Annotated in this window: 17 protein-coding genes; 3 read left to right on the forward strand and 14 right to left on the reverse strand. The window is 42.2% G+C overall.

All coding sequences use genetic code 11. The annotated features are described in order from the left end of the window. Window positions 1-24: 24 nt before the first annotated feature. The 4 genes from G3352_RS17450 to G3352_RS17465 form a co-directional block, all read right to left on the reverse strand. Window positions 25-2,358 carry a helix-turn-helix domain-containing protein gene (locus G3352_RS17450; RefSeq protein WP_163758346.1) on the reverse strand — a complete coding sequence of 778 codons (2,334 nt, stop codon included), beginning with the start codon at window positions 2,356-2,358 and terminating at the stop codon, window positions 25-27. 49 nt (window positions 2,359-2,407) lie between these two features. After that, complete coding sequence (locus tag G3352_RS17455; protein ID WP_072735774.1) at window positions 2,408-3,292, reverse strand: carbohydrate ABC transporter permease; 885 nt, start codon at window positions 3,290-3,292, stop codon at window positions 2,408-2,410. 30 nt (window positions 3,293-3,322) lie between these two features. Beyond that, on the reverse strand, window positions 3,323-4,249 hold the full coding sequence (locus tag G3352_RS17460; RefSeq protein WP_076291973.1) for an ABC transporter permease: 927 nt from the start codon (window positions 4,247-4,249) through the stop codon (window positions 3,323-3,325). An 81-nt stretch (window positions 4,250-4,330) separates the two neighbouring features. Continuing rightward, window positions 4,331-6,019 (reverse strand): extracellular solute-binding protein, encoded by a 1,689-nt coding sequence (locus G3352_RS17465; protein WP_240343126.1) that lies wholly within the window; start codon window positions 6,017-6,019, stop codon window positions 4,331-4,333. A 246-nt stretch (window positions 6,020-6,265) separates the two neighbouring features. Here G3352_RS17465 and G3352_RS17470 point away from each other — a divergent pair, with 246 nt between their 5' ends. Further along, on the forward strand, window positions 6,266-7,417 hold the full coding sequence (locus G3352_RS17470; RefSeq protein ID WP_076291974.1) for a glycosyltransferase family 2 protein: 1,152 nt from the start codon (window positions 6,266-6,268) through the stop codon (window positions 7,415-7,417). Window positions 7,418-7,585: 168 nt separating this feature from the next. On the opposite strand, the gene G3352_RS17475 is transcribed toward G3352_RS17470, so the two are convergent. The 3 genes from G3352_RS17475 to G3352_RS17485 all read right to left on the reverse strand — a co-directional run bounded on the left by G3352_RS17475 (window position 7,586) and on the right by G3352_RS17485 (window position 11,340). Next, window positions 7,586-8,440: an aldo/keto reductase gene (locus tag G3352_RS17475; RefSeq protein WP_163758348.1), complete on the reverse strand. Its 855-nt coding sequence runs from the start codon at window positions 8,438-8,440 to the stop codon at window positions 7,586-7,588. 168 nt (window positions 8,441-8,608) lie between these two features. Further along, a complete protein-coding gene (locus tag G3352_RS17480; RefSeq protein ID WP_163758350.1) occupies window positions 8,609-9,859 on the reverse strand; it encodes a macrolide family glycosyltransferase in 1,251 nt (416 codons plus the stop codon). 227 nt (window positions 9,860-10,086) lie between these two features. Next, window positions 10,087-11,340 carry a mechanosensitive ion channel family protein gene (locus tag G3352_RS17485; RefSeq protein ID WP_163758352.1) on the reverse strand — a complete coding sequence of 418 codons (1,254 nt, stop codon included), beginning with the start codon at window positions 11,338-11,340 and terminating at the stop codon, window positions 10,087-10,089. Window positions 11,341-11,540: 200 nt separating this feature from the next. Between G3352_RS17485 and G3352_RS31710 the strand changes: the two genes are divergently transcribed. Beyond that, window positions 11,541-11,873 (forward strand): hypothetical protein, encoded by a 333-nt coding sequence (locus tag G3352_RS31710; RefSeq protein WP_481856305.1) that lies wholly within the window; start codon window positions 11,541-11,543, stop codon window positions 11,871-11,873. A 35-nt stretch (window positions 11,874-11,908) separates the two neighbouring features. Continuing rightward, the gene (locus G3352_RS31715; protein WP_481856306.1) at window positions 11,909-12,262 is read left to right on the forward strand and encodes a hypothetical protein; all 354 of its coding nucleotides are present in this window, start codon (window positions 11,909-11,911) and stop codon (window positions 12,260-12,262) included. Between the two features lie 88 nt (window positions 12,263-12,350). Here G3352_RS31715 and G3352_RS17495 read toward each other — a convergent pair whose 3' ends face one another. The 7 genes from G3352_RS17495 to drmB form a co-directional block, all read right to left on the reverse strand. Continuing rightward, window positions 12,351-12,971, reverse strand: a complete 621-nt coding sequence (locus G3352_RS17495; protein ID WP_163758354.1) for a polysaccharide deacetylase family protein — start codon at window positions 12,969-12,971, stop codon at window positions 12,351-12,353. Window positions 12,972-13,531: 560 nt separating this feature from the next. Further along, window positions 13,532-13,657: a hypothetical protein gene (locus G3352_RS31445; RefSeq protein ID WP_275898437.1), complete on the reverse strand. Its 126-nt coding sequence runs from the start codon at window positions 13,655-13,657 to the stop codon at window positions 13,532-13,534. Continuing rightward, window positions 13,650-13,847, reverse strand: coding sequence for a hypothetical protein (locus tag G3352_RS17500; RefSeq protein WP_163758356.1), 198 nt, complete (start codon window positions 13,845-13,847; stop codon window positions 13,650-13,652). The genes G3352_RS31445 and G3352_RS17500 overlap by 8 nt, the downstream gene beginning before the upstream one ends. A 98-nt stretch (window positions 13,848-13,945) precedes the next feature. Then, entirely contained in the window at window positions 13,946-14,146 is a 201-nt protein-coding gene (locus tag G3352_RS17505; protein WP_163758358.1) for a hypothetical protein, read from the reverse strand. 730 nt (window positions 14,147-14,876) lie between these two features. Next, window positions 14,877-16,139, reverse strand: coding sequence for a DNA cytosine methyltransferase (locus G3352_RS17510; RefSeq protein ID WP_163758360.1), 1,263 nt, complete (start codon window positions 16,137-16,139; stop codon window positions 14,877-14,879). A gap of 85 nt (window positions 16,140-16,224) precedes the next feature. Beyond that, a complete protein-coding gene (locus G3352_RS17515; RefSeq protein ID WP_163758362.1) occupies window positions 16,225-16,935 on the reverse strand; it encodes a phospholipase D-like domain-containing protein in 711 nt (236 codons plus the stop codon). Further along, the gene (gene drmB, locus G3352_RS17520; protein WP_163758364.1) at window positions 16,914-18,710 is read right to left on the reverse strand and encodes a DUF1998 domain-containing protein; all 1,797 of its coding nucleotides are present in this window, start codon (window positions 18,708-18,710) and stop codon (window positions 16,914-16,916) included. The genes G3352_RS17515 and drmB overlap by 22 nt, the downstream gene beginning before the upstream one ends. Window position 18,711 lies beyond the last annotated feature (1 nt).

The following is an 18,711-nucleotide window of genomic DNA, read 5'->3' on the forward strand; positions in this document are numbered from 1 at the left end:
CCTCCTCTAGACAAGTAATATTCTTCAACCCTCTTGCTGGACAAGTCTACTATTTTGCTTATATTGGCCGGGTGTAATTCCCTCATATTTCTTAAAGACACGAATGAACGAATTGCTGTTCAGGAAACCCACCCGCTCGGATACGTCCTGGATCGTCAGTTCCTCTGCCTGTAGAATTTTCTTGGATTGCTCAATTCGATATTGGTTGATGTAATCTATTACGTTGACCCCTGTCTGTTCCTTGAAGTACTTGGAGACATAGGTTGGATGAAAACGAAACCGCTCGGATAAATGGGTCAAGCCCAAATTGACATCTGCATAACTCTCATGAATGAATTCCACCAGTTGATCCCTCAATTCCTCACTGCGGGAACGCTTGCGCTCATGCACTGTCTGGCATACCGTCTCCAGTATCCGAAGCAATTCGGACTCGATCTCCTCAAAGGTCTCACATGCAAACAATTGCCGAATCAGATCGTTGCGCTGCGTCATCTCGTTCTGGTCATCCGTCTTGATCTGTTCGGTAGCTTTCAGAAAGGTACCAATCAACTCAAACATTAGACAGCGAGCCAGTTCAACAGACAAGGGTTCTCCCGCAAAATTAGTCATGAGAATCTCGTTCATCACTTCCGTGGAACGGGCATAATTGCCTGTAGCGATATAATTGATGAGCTGTCTCTCCAGATCAAGAGGGTAATACAGCTCCTCCTTAGGCCGACGAATTCGGTTCGGGTCAATAATTTGACCGATCCCCAGAATCAGCCTGTATTCCAGCGCTTCTTCCGATTCCCGGAAACAATCTGCGATCTCCGCAATACGGTGATGAACATGGCTAACGCCAACAGAGAAATACACGCAGAATCGGGAGCCGATGAAACGCTGAGCTTCTTCGACTGCACGAATTAACCGATGACTGGTATCCTCCTCACACTCCCGAATATTGATCAGGAACGCAATTCTTCCATCAATGTCCGCAGAGTATACATGACCGATTGAGCCGATCATCTCCTCCAGCACATTGGTCAGAATCAGGTGCACAAATTGGTGCTTCTCCTCCTGGTCCTGCTCACGTACTCTGGAACGGAACAGTCCTTCAACATCCTCAATGTGCAGGAGCAATACGGCAAACGATTCCGTCTCGAACCGAATACCCGAACGTTCCAGGGTCGATGCAAACTCCTCACCCACCTGTACCCTTCCCTTCATCAGCTTGGAGAGCAGACTGCTCCGTATAACGCTTTGCTGATCCTTAAGCCTGTTCGCAAATTGATCCTGCTCTTCCCAGGCTTGGATCAGAACAGATTGCAAAATGCCATATTCATCGTCCGGCTGTTCCAGTTTCCATTTGACCTTATCCGAGATAATGTTCATGATCCGTCCCAGCGGACGGTAATTCCGTCTGGTGAACCACCAGGCTGCCACCCCGCCAAGGATAAGTCCTGCAGCAACGCCTCCAAGCGTAATATCGCGGATTACCGTCAGCTTCTTGGCATAGATTCGGGTAGGTATGATGGATACATACTTCCAGTCCTGGATCTTAGAAGAAATCTGCGATATGGTCACGGATTCTCCGTTCCAATCGATCGTTTCCGTTCTTTTCCCAGCATCATCGAAAAGATTAAGGTCCTCCCCATTCATGTAAGGGGTTTCAAGTGATCCGGTAGAAAATAACGTTTGACCGTCGTGATCCAGAATGAACACGGTGCTCTCTTTTTCCAAACGTACGTTATCAATGGCTTGCTGGAATCGGTTGGGGTCCAGATTAACAACGAAGGTCGCAGGGCTTTCAGCGCCATTTTGAATAGGAAACGGCTGAATATAGACCAGCGTGTCTTCAATCCGTCGATCTTCACTCCGAACCTCCATCTTTCGGTACATGCTCTTACCGGAATCATGCATAAGCCGGGTCCATGCTTCCTCGGTTACATTGGTGCCCTGATAGAACATGTCGTATAGATAATTTTTTTGAATAAGTGAAGACGAGGACAACGCGATATCGGGTTGTTTGATATAAATGTATAGTTCACTAATCAAGCCGTTTCCGACGCGTGTAGATTTCAGGTTTTTGATCAGATCAATCCCCATGACTCTCCAGCGGGCATCCTGTTCAGATGCATGATTAATGAAGCTCATGAGTTGAGAATCAGCCATTAATTGATTGCTAATGCTGCCAATATCACCAATCTGGTTATCAATGGTTTCCTGTACCTGAGATAACAGCACCATGTTGGAACGATTAACTTCTTCCTCAAGCAACATGCGAGACTCGGCAAAAACAGCAGCACCGATCACAATCGGTATGAGCAGAATGACCATGTAAGAAATGCCCCAGGATAACAGGATGCTTTTTCTCTTCATGCGTCTCCTCCTCACCGTTTGTTATTTGGTATGGCTTGATAAGGCAACTCTATTCTTTGATTGCTCCGATCATAACACCTTTAACAAAGTATTTCTGCAGAAACGGATAGATGAACAATATAGGCAGGGTCGCTACCATGACGGTTGCGTATTTTACACTTTCCCCGATGGCCTCTTTGTCCATAGCGGTCGCTCCTGTGGTCATCGAGTCTGTACTGTTCTGAATCAGAATTTCTCGCAGCACCAGTTGAAGTGGAAACAGGTTCCGGTCCCGAATATACAGGATCGCACTGAACCATGAATTCCAGTGACCAACGCCATAAAAGAGAATCATCACCGCAATGACGGGCATGGACAATGGTACGACAATCCGCCACAGAATGAGCATCTCTCCCGCCCCGTCTATACGTGCCGACTCTAGTAGACTTTCCGAGATTTCCGCAAAGGAAGTTCGCATAATAATCAGATTATAGCTGCTGATCAAACCGGGTACAATCAGAGCCCAGAGGCTGTTGCCCATATGAAGCGTGTTGTTGATCAACAGATAAGACGGTATGATTCCGCCGTTGAAAAACATCGTAAACACAATCGCCAGCATAATCGGATTGCGGAGCATAAAGCTTTTACGGGACAACGTGTACGCCCCCAGAATGGTGAACAGCAGATTAAGCGCCGTGCCCACCACCACAATGAATATCGTATTCCGGTATCCGGACAGAATATTGGGGTTGCTTAGCACCAGCTTGTAGCTCTCCATTGTAATTCCTTTGGGGAAAAGCAGCAGGCCTCTATGGGCCATGAGTTGACCTGAGTCGCTAAGCGATGCATTCAGCACATGCAGCAGCGGATACAAGGTTACGATAATCAGCCCTGTCATCAGAATCGCGTTCGCACCGCCAAACAACCGCTCTCCAATGGACCTTTTCATTCGCAAAAGAAATCCCTCCCTTCACCTCGTTCTTGGCTAGAACAGTTTCGTATTGGATATCACCTTGGATAGACGGTTGGCACCGATTAGCAGCGCAAAGTTAATGACCGACTGGAAGAGACCCACCGCGGTTGTATAGCTGAATTCAGCACTTTCACTAATCCCTTTGCGGTAGACAAACGTCGAGATCACATCTGCTGTATCATACACATTCGGATTATAGAGCAGAATAATTTTCTCGAACCCAATCTCCATCAATCCACCAATGCGGAGTATGAGGAGAATCATAATCATCGGAATGATGCCAGGAAGCGTGATATGCCACACCTGGCGAAGCCGACTCGCACCGTCCACGTTGGCAGCATCGTAGAGCTCGGGGTTAATGCCGCTAAGCGCAGCCAAATAAATGATGCTAGAGAAACCAAGCTCCTGCCAGATCGATGAGGCGGTATATATGGTACGGAAATTGGCTGGATCACTGAGAAGCGCACTGCTCTGACCGCCAAAATAACCAATGATGGTGTTAAACAGTCCATCTCGGGATGAGAAATCAACTATCATGCCACAGATGACAACAATGGAAATAAAGTGAGGAATGTACGAGATCGTCTGCACCGTACGTTTGAAGATTTCATGTCTGAGCTCATTAAGCAGAAGAGCAAGAAGAATGGGAGCCGGAAAACCGAACAACAGCTGATAAAAGCTTAGCAAAAGAGTATTCTTCAGAATTCGCCAGAAATAATAGCTCTGAAAGAAATCACGAAAATGCTGCAATCCGACCCAATCACTTCCCCATATGCCTTTGCCCACCGAGTAGTCTTTGAACGCAATGATGGCTCCGTACATCGGCAGGTATTTGAAGACGAGAAAATATAAAACGACGGGGAGAGCCATCCAATAGATGGCTTTATTCTTTTTGTAATTGAGCCATAACAAGGAAAACTTGTGCGACAACTCCTTCATCCCCTTCCTTTTTCATTCCAAAGAGGGCGTCCAGGGCAGCAAAGCCGTAAAAAGGCTTCATTACCCTTAGACATCTCTTCCTTATCTGGTGTTATACCGATCCAGGGCAGCTTGCTGAATTTCAATAGCCCGTTTCACGTTAAACTTGTTGATCTGATCCACAAACTTGTCAAAGTTCTCAATCGGCTCAACCCCAATGACAAACTTGACGAACATCTCGTCCCGATAGGTTCCAATATCACTCATGATCTTGCTGTATTCCGTGGATTCTTCTGTCGTCAGACTTGTCGGAGGAAGGCCCACCTTCAGCGTATTCTCGCTGTATTTGGAGAACAGAACCGCCGCATCCTTCTGCTGTTGGAGCTGATAATATTGCTCGTTGTACCGATCGTCATCCTCCCCAACGAAGGGATAGTTCGCAATAAAATGTTTGGCCATGGCTTGAGCAACCGACAGGCCGTCCGGATTTTTCAAAATCTCATCAGTATAGGTCGGGTAACCGTCCTTCATCGTGTAGGTGAGACCCTCCACACCGAAATTTTTCAGCATATGTCCTTCTTCACTGAAGAAATAATCGAGTGCTTTGACCGTTTCCTCCGGATGTTTGTTGCTATTGGTGAGCACAACACCGCTACTGCTCCACTCCCAGGAACGTCCGGTAAACAGTGGTTCATCGCCCTTATTCAGCACCGGATATTGTGTGGCAGTCAGGTTGGCGTTCGGATCCGTTTCCTGCAGAGCGGGCAGGTAGCGGCCTACACCTCCACCAATAAAGGTGAAAAATGCACCAGCTTGACTGCTCAAAATTTTGGCGTCGTATGTTTTCTGGTCATTAGTAGCAAAATCGGGATCAACCAATCCCTCCTGATACCAGCGATGGAACATCGTGAGAAATTCCTTATATTCCGGCTCGATTGGCCCATAGACCACCTTGCCATCTTTCATGAACGTACTATTAGTGATGCCGTAAGCCTCCAGATATGTCGGTGCGGCTGGTCCCATCGTGCTCATTTTGGGTGGTGCGCCAAACAATAGCGGCGCTGCTACGCCTTTTTTCTCCTTGAAGGCCTTGAGTACCGTCTCCCACTCCTCCAGCGTTTCCGGTTTCTCCAGCTTTAGCTCATCCAACCAATCCTGACGGATGAACGTACCGCCGAAGGTTTTGTATTCCCCTAGACGCAGATGCGGTATTGCATAGATATCTCCGTTGTCGGCTTTTAACTGTTTGGCAACCTCAGGATTCTCTTCCAGGATCTTTTTCAAATTGGGAGCGTATTCATCAATGAGTTCGTTAAGTCGAATGATGATACCATCATTGAATAGCTTGGCGTAATCTCCATTGACAAACATGGCATCAGGCAGCTGATTTGAGGCTATCATGACATTGAACTGTTCGGTCTCGGCACCCACAGCGGGATGCTGGAATTCGATTTTGGTATTGGTTTTCTTCTCCCATTCCTTAATCGCCGTAATTTCATTCATGCTCTTGAGTGTGATGGAAGCATTGGTATTCATCGACATCCAGATTGAAATGGGGGTAGGTCCATCTCCTCCTGCTTCACCTGTACTTCCATTTCCCCCTGAACAGCCCCCAAGAGCAGCAATACTCATCATTAGGCAGATACCAATTGTCAGTCGTTTTCTCCATGACCTTTTCATCACTTCACGTCCCCCCATTGAATGTGTATCGTGGATAAGCAGCTCTGTCATCGCTCTCCATAAAGTTACCGTTTGCCCGCTATATTGGCTATCGTCCATTCTTGCCGACATATCCAAAATTTGATATTTCCTTGTGCTACGCAGGATTTGCACATGAATGCAAGAGATCAAGATCATATTTCCAGATTGAACGGTGAGCGTGAGCGCAAGAAGGAGATCGATCAAGCCCGTTTCCAAAATCATAAGGTGTTTGACCAGTCGCTGCCACATATATGGAATAAACTAATATCACTTCTTAATTGAGCGTGTTCGTTTTTTTCATAAGGAGCGTCCAACAACGTGAAGGAGGAAACAGGAATGGCGATCCGCTACAGCATCATTATCCCAACCTATAATCGGGCCCATCAGTTATCGCTTACTCTGGCAGCCTTAGAGACACAAACCTACCCGAAGCACCTTTTCGAAGTCATCGTAGCTGATGACGGTTCCACTGATGGAACGAAAGAACAGATCCAAGCATTCCAGTCTTCATATCCTTTGACCTACGTATCGCAGACGGAGCAACGTGGCAGATCAGCGATCCGGAATTTGGGACTTCAGCATGCCAAAGGGCTATATGTTATCTTCTGTGATGCTGACTTTCTGGCATTACCCGAATTTATTCGAACCGTGCGTCAATATCATCGTAAAAATCCCAGAGCCGTCGTTTCGGGTTTTCCACATTCCTTTGCCGATGCTTATACCCACTACTATCCAGACTTCTCGCCATCGGAAAAAGATCATTGCCGTTCAATCCTTACCCCTTCAAACTTATGGCGTCCTGAATTTGATGCAGCGAATGAAATCGTCCCACTGGTCACACCGGAAGATATCATTCATCAGACAGATACATTGTCCAAAGTGATTTTCCCAACCAAAATACCGCCTGGTGTCATCAAACAATTTGCCAGCACCGATGTGGCTCCATGGATGCTGCTCGTCACGCGGTGTGTTTCCATTCGCCGAAGCCTTCTGAATCGAGTTGGAGGTTTCAATGAAAGGTTTGTACTGTATGGGCTTGAAGACTGGGATCTGGGCTACAGACTGCATCGTTTGAAAGTGCCCTTCTACTGTATGAAGGAGGTCGTAGGTTATCATCAAGAACATCCTACACATTTCCGAGGGGAAGTGCTCAATACAGAAAATCTGAAAATCATGCTCGAAACCTATGGATTCAATGATTCCGCACTAAATTTATTCTGCGTAGTACCACCATCAGCTGACCTCCAAACCTACAAAAAAACGCTGCGAATCTTGCGCAGAGGCTTCCGGTCCAGAACAACACGTTCTTCCGCACGATTGTTAAAGAAAACATTGCGGATTGCTGCCAAACACTTCGCGCTTCAAACAGATGTGGAAGCGTATAAAAGATCGCTTGCAAGAATACAGAGAAAAGCAAAAGGCAGAAAAAGTCGGGTGGCTCGCGTTTTACAGGATATGGCGCAGAGATCTAAGGAATTGGTTGAGTAGTTAGCTGTATCACTAACTTCGCCCATATTACTCCTGCTCCAATTGCATCCACTTTTTTAATACAACAAAAAGCCTCCTATCTACATCTCTGTAGAATAGGAGGCTATGTTTCCTTTATACTCATTTTCCCCACCTTACGGTGTATGGCACGTATTCAAATTCAGCAATTTAAAATTCTTCGTATTCACTCGGGTCCTGATTCCACAGTCGTCCATCTTTACGATTATATGAAGAAATGACTCCCATCTCTTTCTCGCTCAGCTCGAAATCGAAAATATCGATATTTTCTTGCTGGTGTTGAAGCGAGCCAGCTTTAGGAATAGGAATTGACCCAAGCTGGGTATGCCAGCGCAAAATAACCTGCGTACCCGTTTTGCCATGAGCTTCGGCAATACGAAGGATCTGCTCATCTTTTACGATATCTTGTACAGCATCATTACCACGACCAATCGGACTCCACGATTCGTTAATAATGCCATGCTGCGAATCCTTCTCCCGCTGATCCGCTTGGTCAAAGAATGGATGCAGCTCAATCTGATTCAGACTTGGCGCTATTCCCGTCTCCTTAATTAGGCGTTCATTGTGTTCCGGAAGGAAATTGCTAACTCCGATGGAACGGATATATCCGCGTTTTTTCGCCTCAATGAGTGCCTGCCACGCTTCCACATACATATCCTGCTTGGGATTCGGCCAGTGAATCAGATATAGATCATAATAATCCAGATCTGCTCTGTATAGAGATTCTTGGATGGCTACAATCGCCTTTTCAAAAGCATGGTAACGCCCTGGCAGTTTAGATGAAATGAGAAGGTCTTCTCTGGAAACGGAGCTCTGCTTAATGGCCTTCCCGACAGTCGCCTCGTTCTCATAGTTATACGCTGTGTCAATCAGTCGATAACCTGCATCCATTGCGGACGCTATGGATTTAACGCCTTTTTCGCCTTTTAAACTATAGGTACCGAAGCCAATGGCAGGTACTTTTAAGCCATCATTCAACGTATATTCCGGAATTGTATGATTCATCTGGTAAACTCTCCTTTGCGAAAGATATACTAAAACGATATGGAAAAGGTGATATGCCCTCTCCGTTTATTCTACCCCTCCATACGCGGATGAATCAAATATAAGCCACCCTTCCGTTATACGGAGTGGTGGCTTATCGTCTTATTGTAACAGAGGCAAGTCGCCTCTTTATTCAAGCGAAGAGATGGGCATGGTCGTTAACGACCGTTTGCCCATATAGTTATGAATGGCCATAGTAGCCTGCTTGTACCCGCCAGCATCGCGTAACGTTTTCCCAATAAGCTCAGCATGTTCCTTGTAGGAGGCATTGCCGAGCACTTCTAATACCGCGTTTCTCAGTACGTCGGGTGTAAGGTTATTTTTATCCACGATGACCCCTGCTCCGAGCTCCTGCACCCGGCCTGCTACACGCGGCTGATCCGAGGTTAACGGGAGCATGACCAAGGGTACATTATAATACAATGCTTCGCTTGTACTGTTCATGCCCGCATGTGTCAGAAAAGCATCTACACCCTGCAACACTTCCAATTGTGGGAGATAGGGTCTGATGATGAAATTGTCAGGAATGAGATCAGCAATCGGCTCCAAATCAGTGTCCTTCCCTGAAGACAATATAAACTGCACAGGCAAATCACCGAAAGCCGTAAAGCACAGCCTATAAAAATCAAGATCCTTATTTAAAATGGTTCCCATCGAAATATAAACCGCCTGTTTATAAACGGCATGCAGAGATTCCTTTGCGAAGGATGGTGCATCCTTACGAGGTGTAATAGATGGGCCCGTGAACATAAAGCTTTCGTCCAGCTTGTCCCCCATGGGTTGAAAATAGCGGCTTGTATAAACAATCTTCAGTTGTCCTGGATGCCCAGAAAGTTCTGACAGAGAAGGAACAGCTACATTGAACTGGGAAGCTAATTGCTGGGACATCTCGATGATGCCGTTATATAGCTTCTTGACCTCCTCATCGTCATCCTTCAGTTGATTTTTATTACCGAATCCGAGAGGCTCCACAAAAACAAAAGTGGTGGTTGAGCATACCGCTGGGATACCCAGCTTTTCACCTAAAATTTGTCCTCCCCAGCCTATTAAGGAGTCAAAAATTAAATAATCATAGGTTTCATTTTCGATCAGATTCAGAACATCTGGAATAAACCGTTGAATAATTTTTTTCAAAACCATATATAAAAATTGATAAGGGTGCTTGATTTCAAATGGCTTCATATCTGGGTTGTTAAGCAGGGTTGCCTCGTTGAAGGAGTATGCTTTAAATTGTGCGCCTAACGCTTCAATCTTCGTCCGATATTTTTCCGTACAACAGTAGACGACTTCATCGCCGTTCTCTATCAGTTCCTTGATTATTCCGAGCGTCGGATTGATATGACCTTCTGCAGGCATCATTACAACTAATACACGTGCCACGAAATTCACCTCCATTAAATTTTCCAATCTTCAAAGCGGGACATTTTATTTCTAGCTTCAAGATACGATACGTGTAAAAGAAAATATGGAAATCATGCCCATATGCATATACTATTAATTATTTCCATTTTTGTAAATAGTGTATATGTCACTTTTTGAACAAAAAAAAGCACCTTTACGGTGCTTCCTCTGTTGATATTCATTTTGGATTAGGTAAATAACATATCTCAATATCCTCTCGAATACTGGGGGCTTTCTTTGAGTTGCACGATATCATGACCTGTTGGATTTTGGAAAGCACGAAGGCCAAATGTCGGCGCAACAGCGAAGATGTGGTCAAAAATATCCGCTTGAACAGATTCATACACACCCCAGGTGATATCATTGCTGAAGGCATAGATTTCAAGTGGTAGCCCGTTATCTCCCGGCGCTAACTGTCTCACGATCAACGTCATGTCCTTATGAATTTTCGGATGATTTCTCAGATATTGATGGATATATTCCCTGAATACACCCACATTCGTAAGCTGTCTACCATTCACAATGCTTTCCGTATTAATATGGTGTTCCATGTTATATTCGTTAATTTCATTTAATTTTGTCTCGAGATAATCCGTAAGATAGTGGATCTTCTGAAATTCGCCAATCATTTCCTTGGTGCAAAAGCTTATGCTGCTTGTATCGATATAGACGCTTCGCTTAATCCTTCTGCCACCGGACACCTGCATGCCTCTCCAATTTTTGAATGAATCGGAGATGAGCGCGTAGCTCGGAATCATCGTGATCGTTTTATCGAAATTCATAACCTTCACCGTGTTTAATGTAATATCAATGACGTCGCCGTCGGCATTATATTTGGGCATTTCAATCCAGTCACCAACACGCACCATGTCATTCGATGATAATTGCACGCCTGCCACCAGTCCCAATATGGAGTCCTTGAAGACGAGCATCAGAACAGCTGATAAAGCGCCGAGTCCACTGAGAATAATCAATGGATTCTGTCCAATGAGGCTCGAGATGACGATAATGCCTCCAATAATGAAAAGAATGATCTTGGCTACCTGAATGTATCCCTTAATGGGTCTGATCTTGGAAACTTCATAAGAACGATATATGGTATCAAAGGCATTAAGTAACGCATTTAATACCGTGATGGTTATGACGATCATATAAGTTAAAGCTGCTTTTTCAATCAAAGCTTGATAGGATGGGAAGACATACGCAGAATAATAAATGATAATTGCCGGTACCAGATGCGAGAGGTTGTGGAACACTTTTTTCTCCACAATGATTTTATCCCACGTGTACCGATTGTTGTTTATGATTTGGATAATAATCTTCAGTACGATTTTTTTGGCTATAAAATTGGCCAGTATGGAGACCACAGCTATAAATAACACCATGATCAAATTCGAAAGATATCCAATGGTTTGTTCACTCATGCCAGTTCCGTCTAGTTGATTTTTGATAAAGTCCATTGTATCCTCCTGACGCGGTTTATATTAACTTATTATTATAAATTACATTCTAGTACGAAGTAAAATTTCAAAAAAATACAGTAATCGGTTGATGGGGTAAAGGGGGCTTGCCCCCTCACGAGTATCACGTCACACAAATGGGCTAATGTGCATAGACTGGGCTAAATATAAACCAGATCCTTGCATTGGAGATGTGAACATTGAGTAATCCCAAAAATAAAATTAAGACTCAGCCTATTGCCATGAAAAAGCTTTCTCCCGTAAGCATGGTAACGGAGCTTCCACCCGTCCGCGGTAATTTAAGAACCTCTTCCTCAAGTCCAACTAAGTCCATTCATAATGAAAAGGATACAACATCCGCTATCGATGCATGTGTAGACCGTGCTTTTCGTATTCCTATATTTTTGAGTACAACCAACACGGTAAATGACCTGCAAGAACAATTTCTGACCCGTCTGATTAGGGAAATTGAAGATGCATTGCTCTTTCCCCGCACATTGCCCGTTAGTGAACAATCCCGGAAAACATTCTAACGAATATACGACGCCTGGTTTTTTCAAGCTATGGATTGCTCGCAATCAACTTCCGCAGATTTTATGTTCAAATTCTTGATTCCAATGTAGGAGAGCCACCAACGACCACTCCGTTCTGGGAAGGATCGACTTTTTCTCAAATCGAGCCTGCCATGGCCTTTCAATTCGGTATTCCAATCTTATTAGTGAGGGAGAAGGGAACGGACGTCAGTAATGGAATTTGGGCCGGAGGAATCACACCTCTCAACATATTTGTTGACTGGGATTCCGACAACCAATCCGTAGACGATTTCTTTAACAGTGTTCAATGGAGAGAGGTCTTTGCCAATTGGACGGCGGAAGTACGGGGTAACTATTTGCTTCGCACGGAGCCGTTGTTCAATAATTAAACTTCTGGGCTGGTGGATACTGGACAAGAAAGAGGACCCTATCATTTCAATGAATGATGGGTCCAATCTACAATACTCTGTTTAACGATTACGAAGAAAATCTCAACAATTCACTTACCGTGATCAATCGGTACCCTTCCGCGACAAGTTCATCCACCAGCACTCGAACTGCTTCCACTGTCTCGGAACGATCCCCGTACCCGTCATGGAAAATTAACACGCTCCCGGGTTTCACCGCAGACCGGGTATGCTCCAGAATGTGCTCAACGCCGGGATTGTCCCAATCCTTCGCATCACCGTTTACCGCACCAATCGTTTGATATCCGCGCTCCGCCGCCAGAGACAGAATGTCATCGTTCACGCCAAAATACGGCGGGCGGAAGCAGCGGGTAGGTTGCCCCGTAATTTCTTGAACAAGCCTTTCTGCACGTTGCAGTTCCTCTCCAGCTGCCTTCAGCGTCAGCTTTGTCAGGTCCGGATGCGTGTACGTATGGTTTCCAATCTCATGCCCTTCACGGTGCACCTCCGCCGCAATCTCCGGGTGAGCCTCCATCTCTTTGCCGATCATGAAAAACGTCGCCCGCCCACTCGCACGGCGGAATATCTCAAGCACTTGATGTGTATACACCGGATGGGGCCCATCATCAAACGTGAACGCCACAACCTTTTCCCTAACAGATACCTGATCTACCAACGCGATATTAACCATAAAACAATGACCCCTCTCTGCAACTGCCTGTCTACATTCTCCCCTATTATTCCATGACTATATGCTCCGGTCTAGTCCAGAGATCACAGTATGCAATTGGAATAGGATGGCGACCAGCGCCACGATTCGAGCATCAAGATTCCATTGCATAAGCTGACTGGCTAAGGTAAACCATCCTCCAACTCTGCCAAAGTCGGCTTCGATTCGTCATCATGTTTTTAGAAAATTTCCAAGGATGAAAGGGATAGTTATTCCAAAATATGAAGTCCATTTTGAACTGGATAGTACTTTGCTCCATATGATGGATGCTGTCAGTTCTGCGAATCCATACAGCGCCTTACTCCTTTTTTTAAATGATTATATCATAAAATGAAAAGCCACCATCCAGATCACTGGGTGGTGGCTTTTGCTTACTCTAATGGAGGCGAGGGGCGAACAAATGATCCAGATAATGTCGTTTCAATAGCAAAGTTTTCGCCACTTTTTATGAGTGATCGGATTCTTTTCACAGCTTCCTTCCAACAGACAGGGTCAGCACTACGCGGGTCTTCTGGCTTCAACTATCTTGCAATTTGATCTGGATCAACCAGTTCACCAAGCCACTCTCTCATTTGCATGCTGAGTGTACTTTTCCCTGCTCCATTGGTTCCAGCAAACACCGCCATGACTGGTCTGGTTTCACTCATGATACTCAAACTCCTGGCGTTTCCCAGTAGCATCATATATAATTTCGAATTTATTACCCGCAGCATCCTCACGAAAGCGTTTGTTATTCTTTATATAATAAATAGAAGCACCTGATTCTTTAGCTTGTTTCCGTGCATGTTGATTTGCTTTATTTAAAATTTCTTGGAGCTGTTCTCGATTTTCCAACATCTTGAGTCCCCCTCCAGTTTTAAATTATTCCTTATTATATCTTAAAGTGAACACCACCAATCAGAACACTGATTGATGGTTGTGTTATATACCTAAAATTAGTTATTCATAAAAGCTTCATCTAATTCATATATCGTTTCATTCTCATTTCGAGTAAAAGTTACTTGTATTTCCTCATTTTTTCTTCTTTTTTTAATTATCTCTTTTGAGTAGTCCCAGTAACTTTTCACTTCCTCTGCTTGAAAAACTTGATAGCCATTAATCCATATTTCAGCGCGTATCTCTTTATTATCGTTCATAAAAAGAAGTGTCCTCTTAGGTGAACTACTAAGTCGATAACTTATAGAGAATCCCCTAGATCTCTTCCTTAAATTATCTACTTCTCTCCATGCTTCAAAGTTAAAATAGGTAAAATGACTTCGCTCCTCAGAATGAAGTATAACAATCGCCACACCCTTAACAAGTTAACTCAATCGCATTATCTTTTTTATAACTTAGTCCGGTACAGATCCTAAATTTATATGTTTGATTACACTTATTGCATAACAGGAAATCATTAACTACTTCTTTTATTATATTCAAAAAGTCAATAATTCTCTGCTGTGTGAATTCTGCTCCATCATCAGCAGTTAACCTTCGTATCATTTCAGTTTGGAATTTGAATAATGAAACAACGATCCTTCCCTTTTAGTTTCTCAACTAAATTCTTATAATCTGAAATCTGAATTTCTTTTTTCTTTTCATAAGTCATTAAGGTCAATGTTCTCACTCCAAGTCTATTAAATTAGTATTACCAGAATAATAAATTTTCTATAGTAGGAAAATGATTAAACAGCTCATTTATAATCCTACCGTTTACATCTTCCATTAAAGCTTGGGATAATAAAATCTTTATCTCGTCATCATACATTTACAAATCTCTCCTTTAACCCAAAAACAAATAAAAAGAGTACTTTGAGAATTTTCTCAAAGTACTCTTTTTATTATTCTAGAATGATAATATATATCCATATAACAGAAATTAACGAATTAAATAGTTAGTTCTATTTGTCTTGGGAGTTTCCCTTGCAATAATAAACTTATTTCTTTAGCAATATTTTCAGCCATTAGAGGTGGGACTGCATTTCCAATTTGAGTAAATACCGCAGTTCTAGGACCTTCAAAATAAAAATTATCTGGAAAAGATTGAATTCTTGCTGCCTCTCTCACAGAAAGAGACCTCAACTGATTAATATCTGGGTGAATATAATAATGCCCATCTTTAGCAATATGAGCCACCATAGTATGTGAGTAACCAATATCACCAGCTACTACCTTGAATCGATCTAAGAAAGATGTAACATTTTTATGAGTTCTCTCACCTTCAGGTACATCTGTATACTTCAACCGTTTTTTTTCTGTATTCCACTTTTTAATTGCAGATTTGTATATCTCCCTATCTCTGCTGTTATGAGACCTGCTAATATGCTGTACTAAGATATCGTTCTCATCGCGAATGCCAAAATCCATAAGATATTGATTTGGTGAAGAATGATAATGATAATCTTTAGTCTCGCCAGGATTAAGTACAGGTAAATCAGACAACAGATCATTCACAAGGAAGTTATGGGATATTTCATTAAATTCAGGATAAAAAAGATTGATTCCTTTTTTCCATCCAACTAAGATTACACGCTTTCGCTTTTGTAATACTCCGAATGAGCTTGCATCTAGAACTTTAGCTTCTATGCTATACCCCGACTCATCCATTATCCTCTTGACATCTTCAAATAAATGTCCTTTTCCAGCAGTAAGAATCCCTGGCACATTCTCAAATAAAAATAATTTCGGTTCATATTTCTCAAGAAATTTAACATATTGCTGATAGAGGTAATTCCGTGGATCATTTTCTTTTTTATACGGATCACGAGCTCTACCAACTAACGAATAGGCTTGGCAAGGTGGCCCACCTATAAGCACATCAATAGAACTTATACCTTTTTCTTTTAGATTATCGTCAATGGTTCTGAAAATCTCTTCAATTGTTGAATCAGAGATTTCCATATTCATTATAGTATTTAAAACCTTAGCATCAACTTCACTATAGAGTTTGCTTTGATCTATCTCGCCTCTTAAATAAGCATGATAGATTTCAAGCTTCTCATGTTCTTTTAAGTAATGAAAAGCTGCACGAGTTTTTAGAGTAAGTGAAGCATATCTATCCATCTCTATATGTGCTATGGGTTCAAATCCCTGACGTATGAATCCTTCAGAAAGCCCACCAGCACCGGCAAACAAATCTATAAAATTCATACTTTGCTCCTAATTCTTTTTTCAATAATTATAACCTATTACTATACAAAAATTAACTAGTCAAAGGGAAAATACAAAAATAAGCTTACGTATTCCTCTTTTTTTCAAAGTATCCCTTTTCAAGCATTGTGTTGAAAATAGACCTTATTTCTTTAGACCGTTCTTTAGATTGTAACAATACCCCTAACTCTAAATTCCCGTCCATCCCATTAAAGGAAAGGTTTGAAGAGGTTACCACTGACTTCTCTCCATCAACTGTAATTACCTTTGCATGAAGTGCTTGAGTGGAATTATCAGAACCCACATATTCATATACTGATAATTTATTGTTTTTTGAATCCATTAGTGGTGCTAAAAGTTTCGATTTACCTGTATAGTCGTTCACATAGACTTCAACATAAACCCCTAAGTCTGCCTTTCTCTTTAATAGTCGTAGTAGTTTACCTGCATACTGACTTAGTGAGTAAATAGAAATAAGAATGCTATACTTAGCTCCTTGAATTAATTCTTCAAATAGTATTTCAGTATTCCTTCCTCTTATTCCAGCCACTTCTGGTCCTGACCAAACCATGTGAGTTTTGTCCATTGTATCTACTTTGTGTGATTTTAAGAATAAATACAGAAGATCTCTCTTTTCCTCCAAGGAAATATTGGGGAAGTTAGCATTTAACAGCCTACTAATCTCATTTTTTGATTTTAGGAAATCAGCAAGAATATTTGAGACTAATGTTTCTAAAAATTCTCTTCGAGACTCTATTTCATCTGAAAGGTAGTCTAATCTATAGTTATTCCACATATATCTACTATCAAATCCTCAAAGTATCCTTTAATCGAATTAGAACTAGTTGGAACGACCAATCTTCGATCAAGAAGCCTATTTCCATTTTCACAAGCTGTTTCGGGAATCATTGAACAAGCATGACAAGCAGCTCCATTTAGCTCTCCATTTCCTGGATTACTTGTCACACAACTCGGGTCACCTGAGCATGTTAAAGCAGCTTTAAGCCCTTCTAGCAGAATACCCTTAAAATTCTCAATTTTTCCCATTTCCTCTAAACCACCTAGTGTCCCCTCTGAATCGCCACTTCCTGTATAGACAAGAAGGCCACACATATTATTACTATAATAGATTCTTTCTTTCAACTCAGTTGTTGAATAACCACAATGTAATGCGAGTTCTCTTATTAATATGTGAGAAAGAGTGTGTAGTAGACCATAAACAACATCTTTTTTATTTCTGTACTCCCATCCTTTTTTTTCAGTAAATGCTTTATATTCGTTATTATATACATCTGAGATAGCACTCGAATTAAAACGATTTAACCAGTTTTGAACTTCAGTATGATTAAGCTCAATAAATATACCTTCCCCATTTGTTCTAATTGCTGGTAGCCATCCAATGTCTCTACCAGAGAGATTTACCTCACTAGCAGAGCTGTCACTTTCAGGATCAGGATACGTACCACGAGCAAAACCTTTTAAAGCAGTTACTTCCCTAACTTTTTCAATCCTAATAATCCTTGAGAAGTACTTTTGGAGATAAGAGGGTATATCCACATCTGTTGCAAGAAAGCTTGATAAATAGTTCTTACTTATAGTTTCATGATTCAATATGGATCTATACTCGCTTTCTTTAATTTCACTGTATTGAGTAACTCCCTCTGCTACTTTATTGAAGATTTCTTTGTATTCCTCAAAAGGAAAACTCTCATCCTCAATGCTCTTGTATGTTAATCTTAAAGCACTGTTTAGAGTTTTTTCATAATCAAATTCTTCTTCATCAATTTCACACATTTCTTGTCGGTCTTCAATTATTTGCTTTACGTGGACAGCCTTTTCCTCCACAATCTGAAAACGCGGATCCGACCACGGAGGGATTTCCAGGGCACTTCTTACAATTGAGAAATATACATTAGTTGCACCTCTCAAACTAGGTATAATTTCTGCATCACAATTCTCATTTTTTGATTTGGGTTTCTGCACGTGTCTGCCCGAACATTTCATAAAACTGAAACTGTCTTTGTTTAATGAGTCCCCCATTTTTTTCGTGGCCTTGCATTGATCGCATTTTAATTGAATTGAGTTCAAGGACGACGTATAACTTCCTGTCTTCAAACTCAATTCACCTAAACAATTAGTCTTTCCTCCATGCAAGTATTCACGGTACGGAAATTCATCCATATGTCCCTTCTCACACATTACAATAAAGCGAGATGGATGTGCTTTACCATTTTTACAACTAGGGCATAAAAGCCCCTTATAACTATAAACTTCTTTTAACGAACTACCTATTTTTGACACTTCAAATAAATAGTCACATTTGGAACAAACGTGCCAATCAGGAAATATAACAACTGGTATAGAGGATTTACCCTGTTTAGGTTCCATAAAATACTTAACATTCAAATATGAAGCTAGCTTATTAAAGTATATCTTATTGCCATTCTTTCCCCCATGGCTAGACCAATGACTAATATCCAGAGGTACAACTGAGTCTAACTTTGCATCTATTATAGAGCCTGGTCCAAATGATGTGATAATTTGACTTTGACTGAGTTCCCCGATTTCCAAT

This window comes from Paenibacillus sp. ALJ109b (assembly GCF_010747435.1).
Classification (GTDB): Bacteria; Bacillota; Bacilli; order Paenibacillales; family Paenibacillaceae; genus Paenibacillus; species Paenibacillus taichungensis.

What these genes read in the sequence shown, in the direction of transcription:
- G3352_RS17450 (WP_163758346.1), bottom strand. Translation starts at nt 2,358, where the DNA reads ATGAAGAGAAAAAGCATCCTGTTATCCTGGGGCATTTCTTACATGGTC.
- G3352_RS17460 (WP_076291973.1), bottom strand. Translation starts at nt 4,249, where the DNA reads ATGAAGGAGTTGTCGCACAAGTTTTCCTTGTTATGGCTCAATTACAAA.
- G3352_RS17465 (WP_240343126.1), bottom strand. Translation starts at nt 6,019, where the DNA reads ATGTCGGCAAGAATGGACGATAGCCAATATAGCGGGCAAACGGTAACT.
- G3352_RS17470 (WP_076291974.1), top strand. Translation starts at nt 6,266, where the DNA reads ATGGCGATCCGCTACAGCATCATTATCCCAACCTATAATCGGGCCCAT.
- G3352_RS17475 (WP_163758348.1), bottom strand. Translation starts at nt 8,440, where the DNA reads ATGAATCATACAATTCCGGAATATACGTTGAATGATGGCTTAAAAGTA.
- G3352_RS17485 (WP_163758352.1), bottom strand. Translation starts at nt 11,340, where the DNA reads ATGGACTTTATCAAAAATCAACTAGACGGAACTGGCATGAGTGAACAA.
- G3352_RS17495 (WP_163758354.1), bottom strand. Translation starts at nt 12,971, where the DNA reads ATGGTTAATATCGCGTTGGTAGATCAGGTATCTGTTAGGGAAAAGGTT.
- G3352_RS31445 (WP_275898437.1), bottom strand. Translation starts at nt 13,657, where the DNA reads ATGAGTGAAACCAGACCAGTCATGGCGGTGTTTGCTGGAACCAATGGA.
- G3352_RS17500 (WP_163758356.1), bottom strand. Translation starts at nt 13,847, where the DNA reads ATGTTGGAAAATCGAGAACAGCTCCAAGAAATTTTAAATAAAGCAAAT.
- G3352_RS17505 (WP_163758358.1), bottom strand. Translation starts at nt 14,146, where the DNA reads ATGAACGATAATAAAGAGATACGCGCTGAAATATGGATTAATGGCTAT.
- G3352_RS17510 (WP_163758360.1), bottom strand. Translation starts at nt 16,139, where the DNA reads ATGAATTTTATAGATTTGTTTGCCGGTGCTGGTGGGCTTTCTGAAGGA.
- G3352_RS17515 (WP_163758362.1), bottom strand. Translation starts at nt 16,935, where the DNA reads ATGTGGAATAACTATAGATTAGACTACCTTTCAGATGAAATAGAGTCT.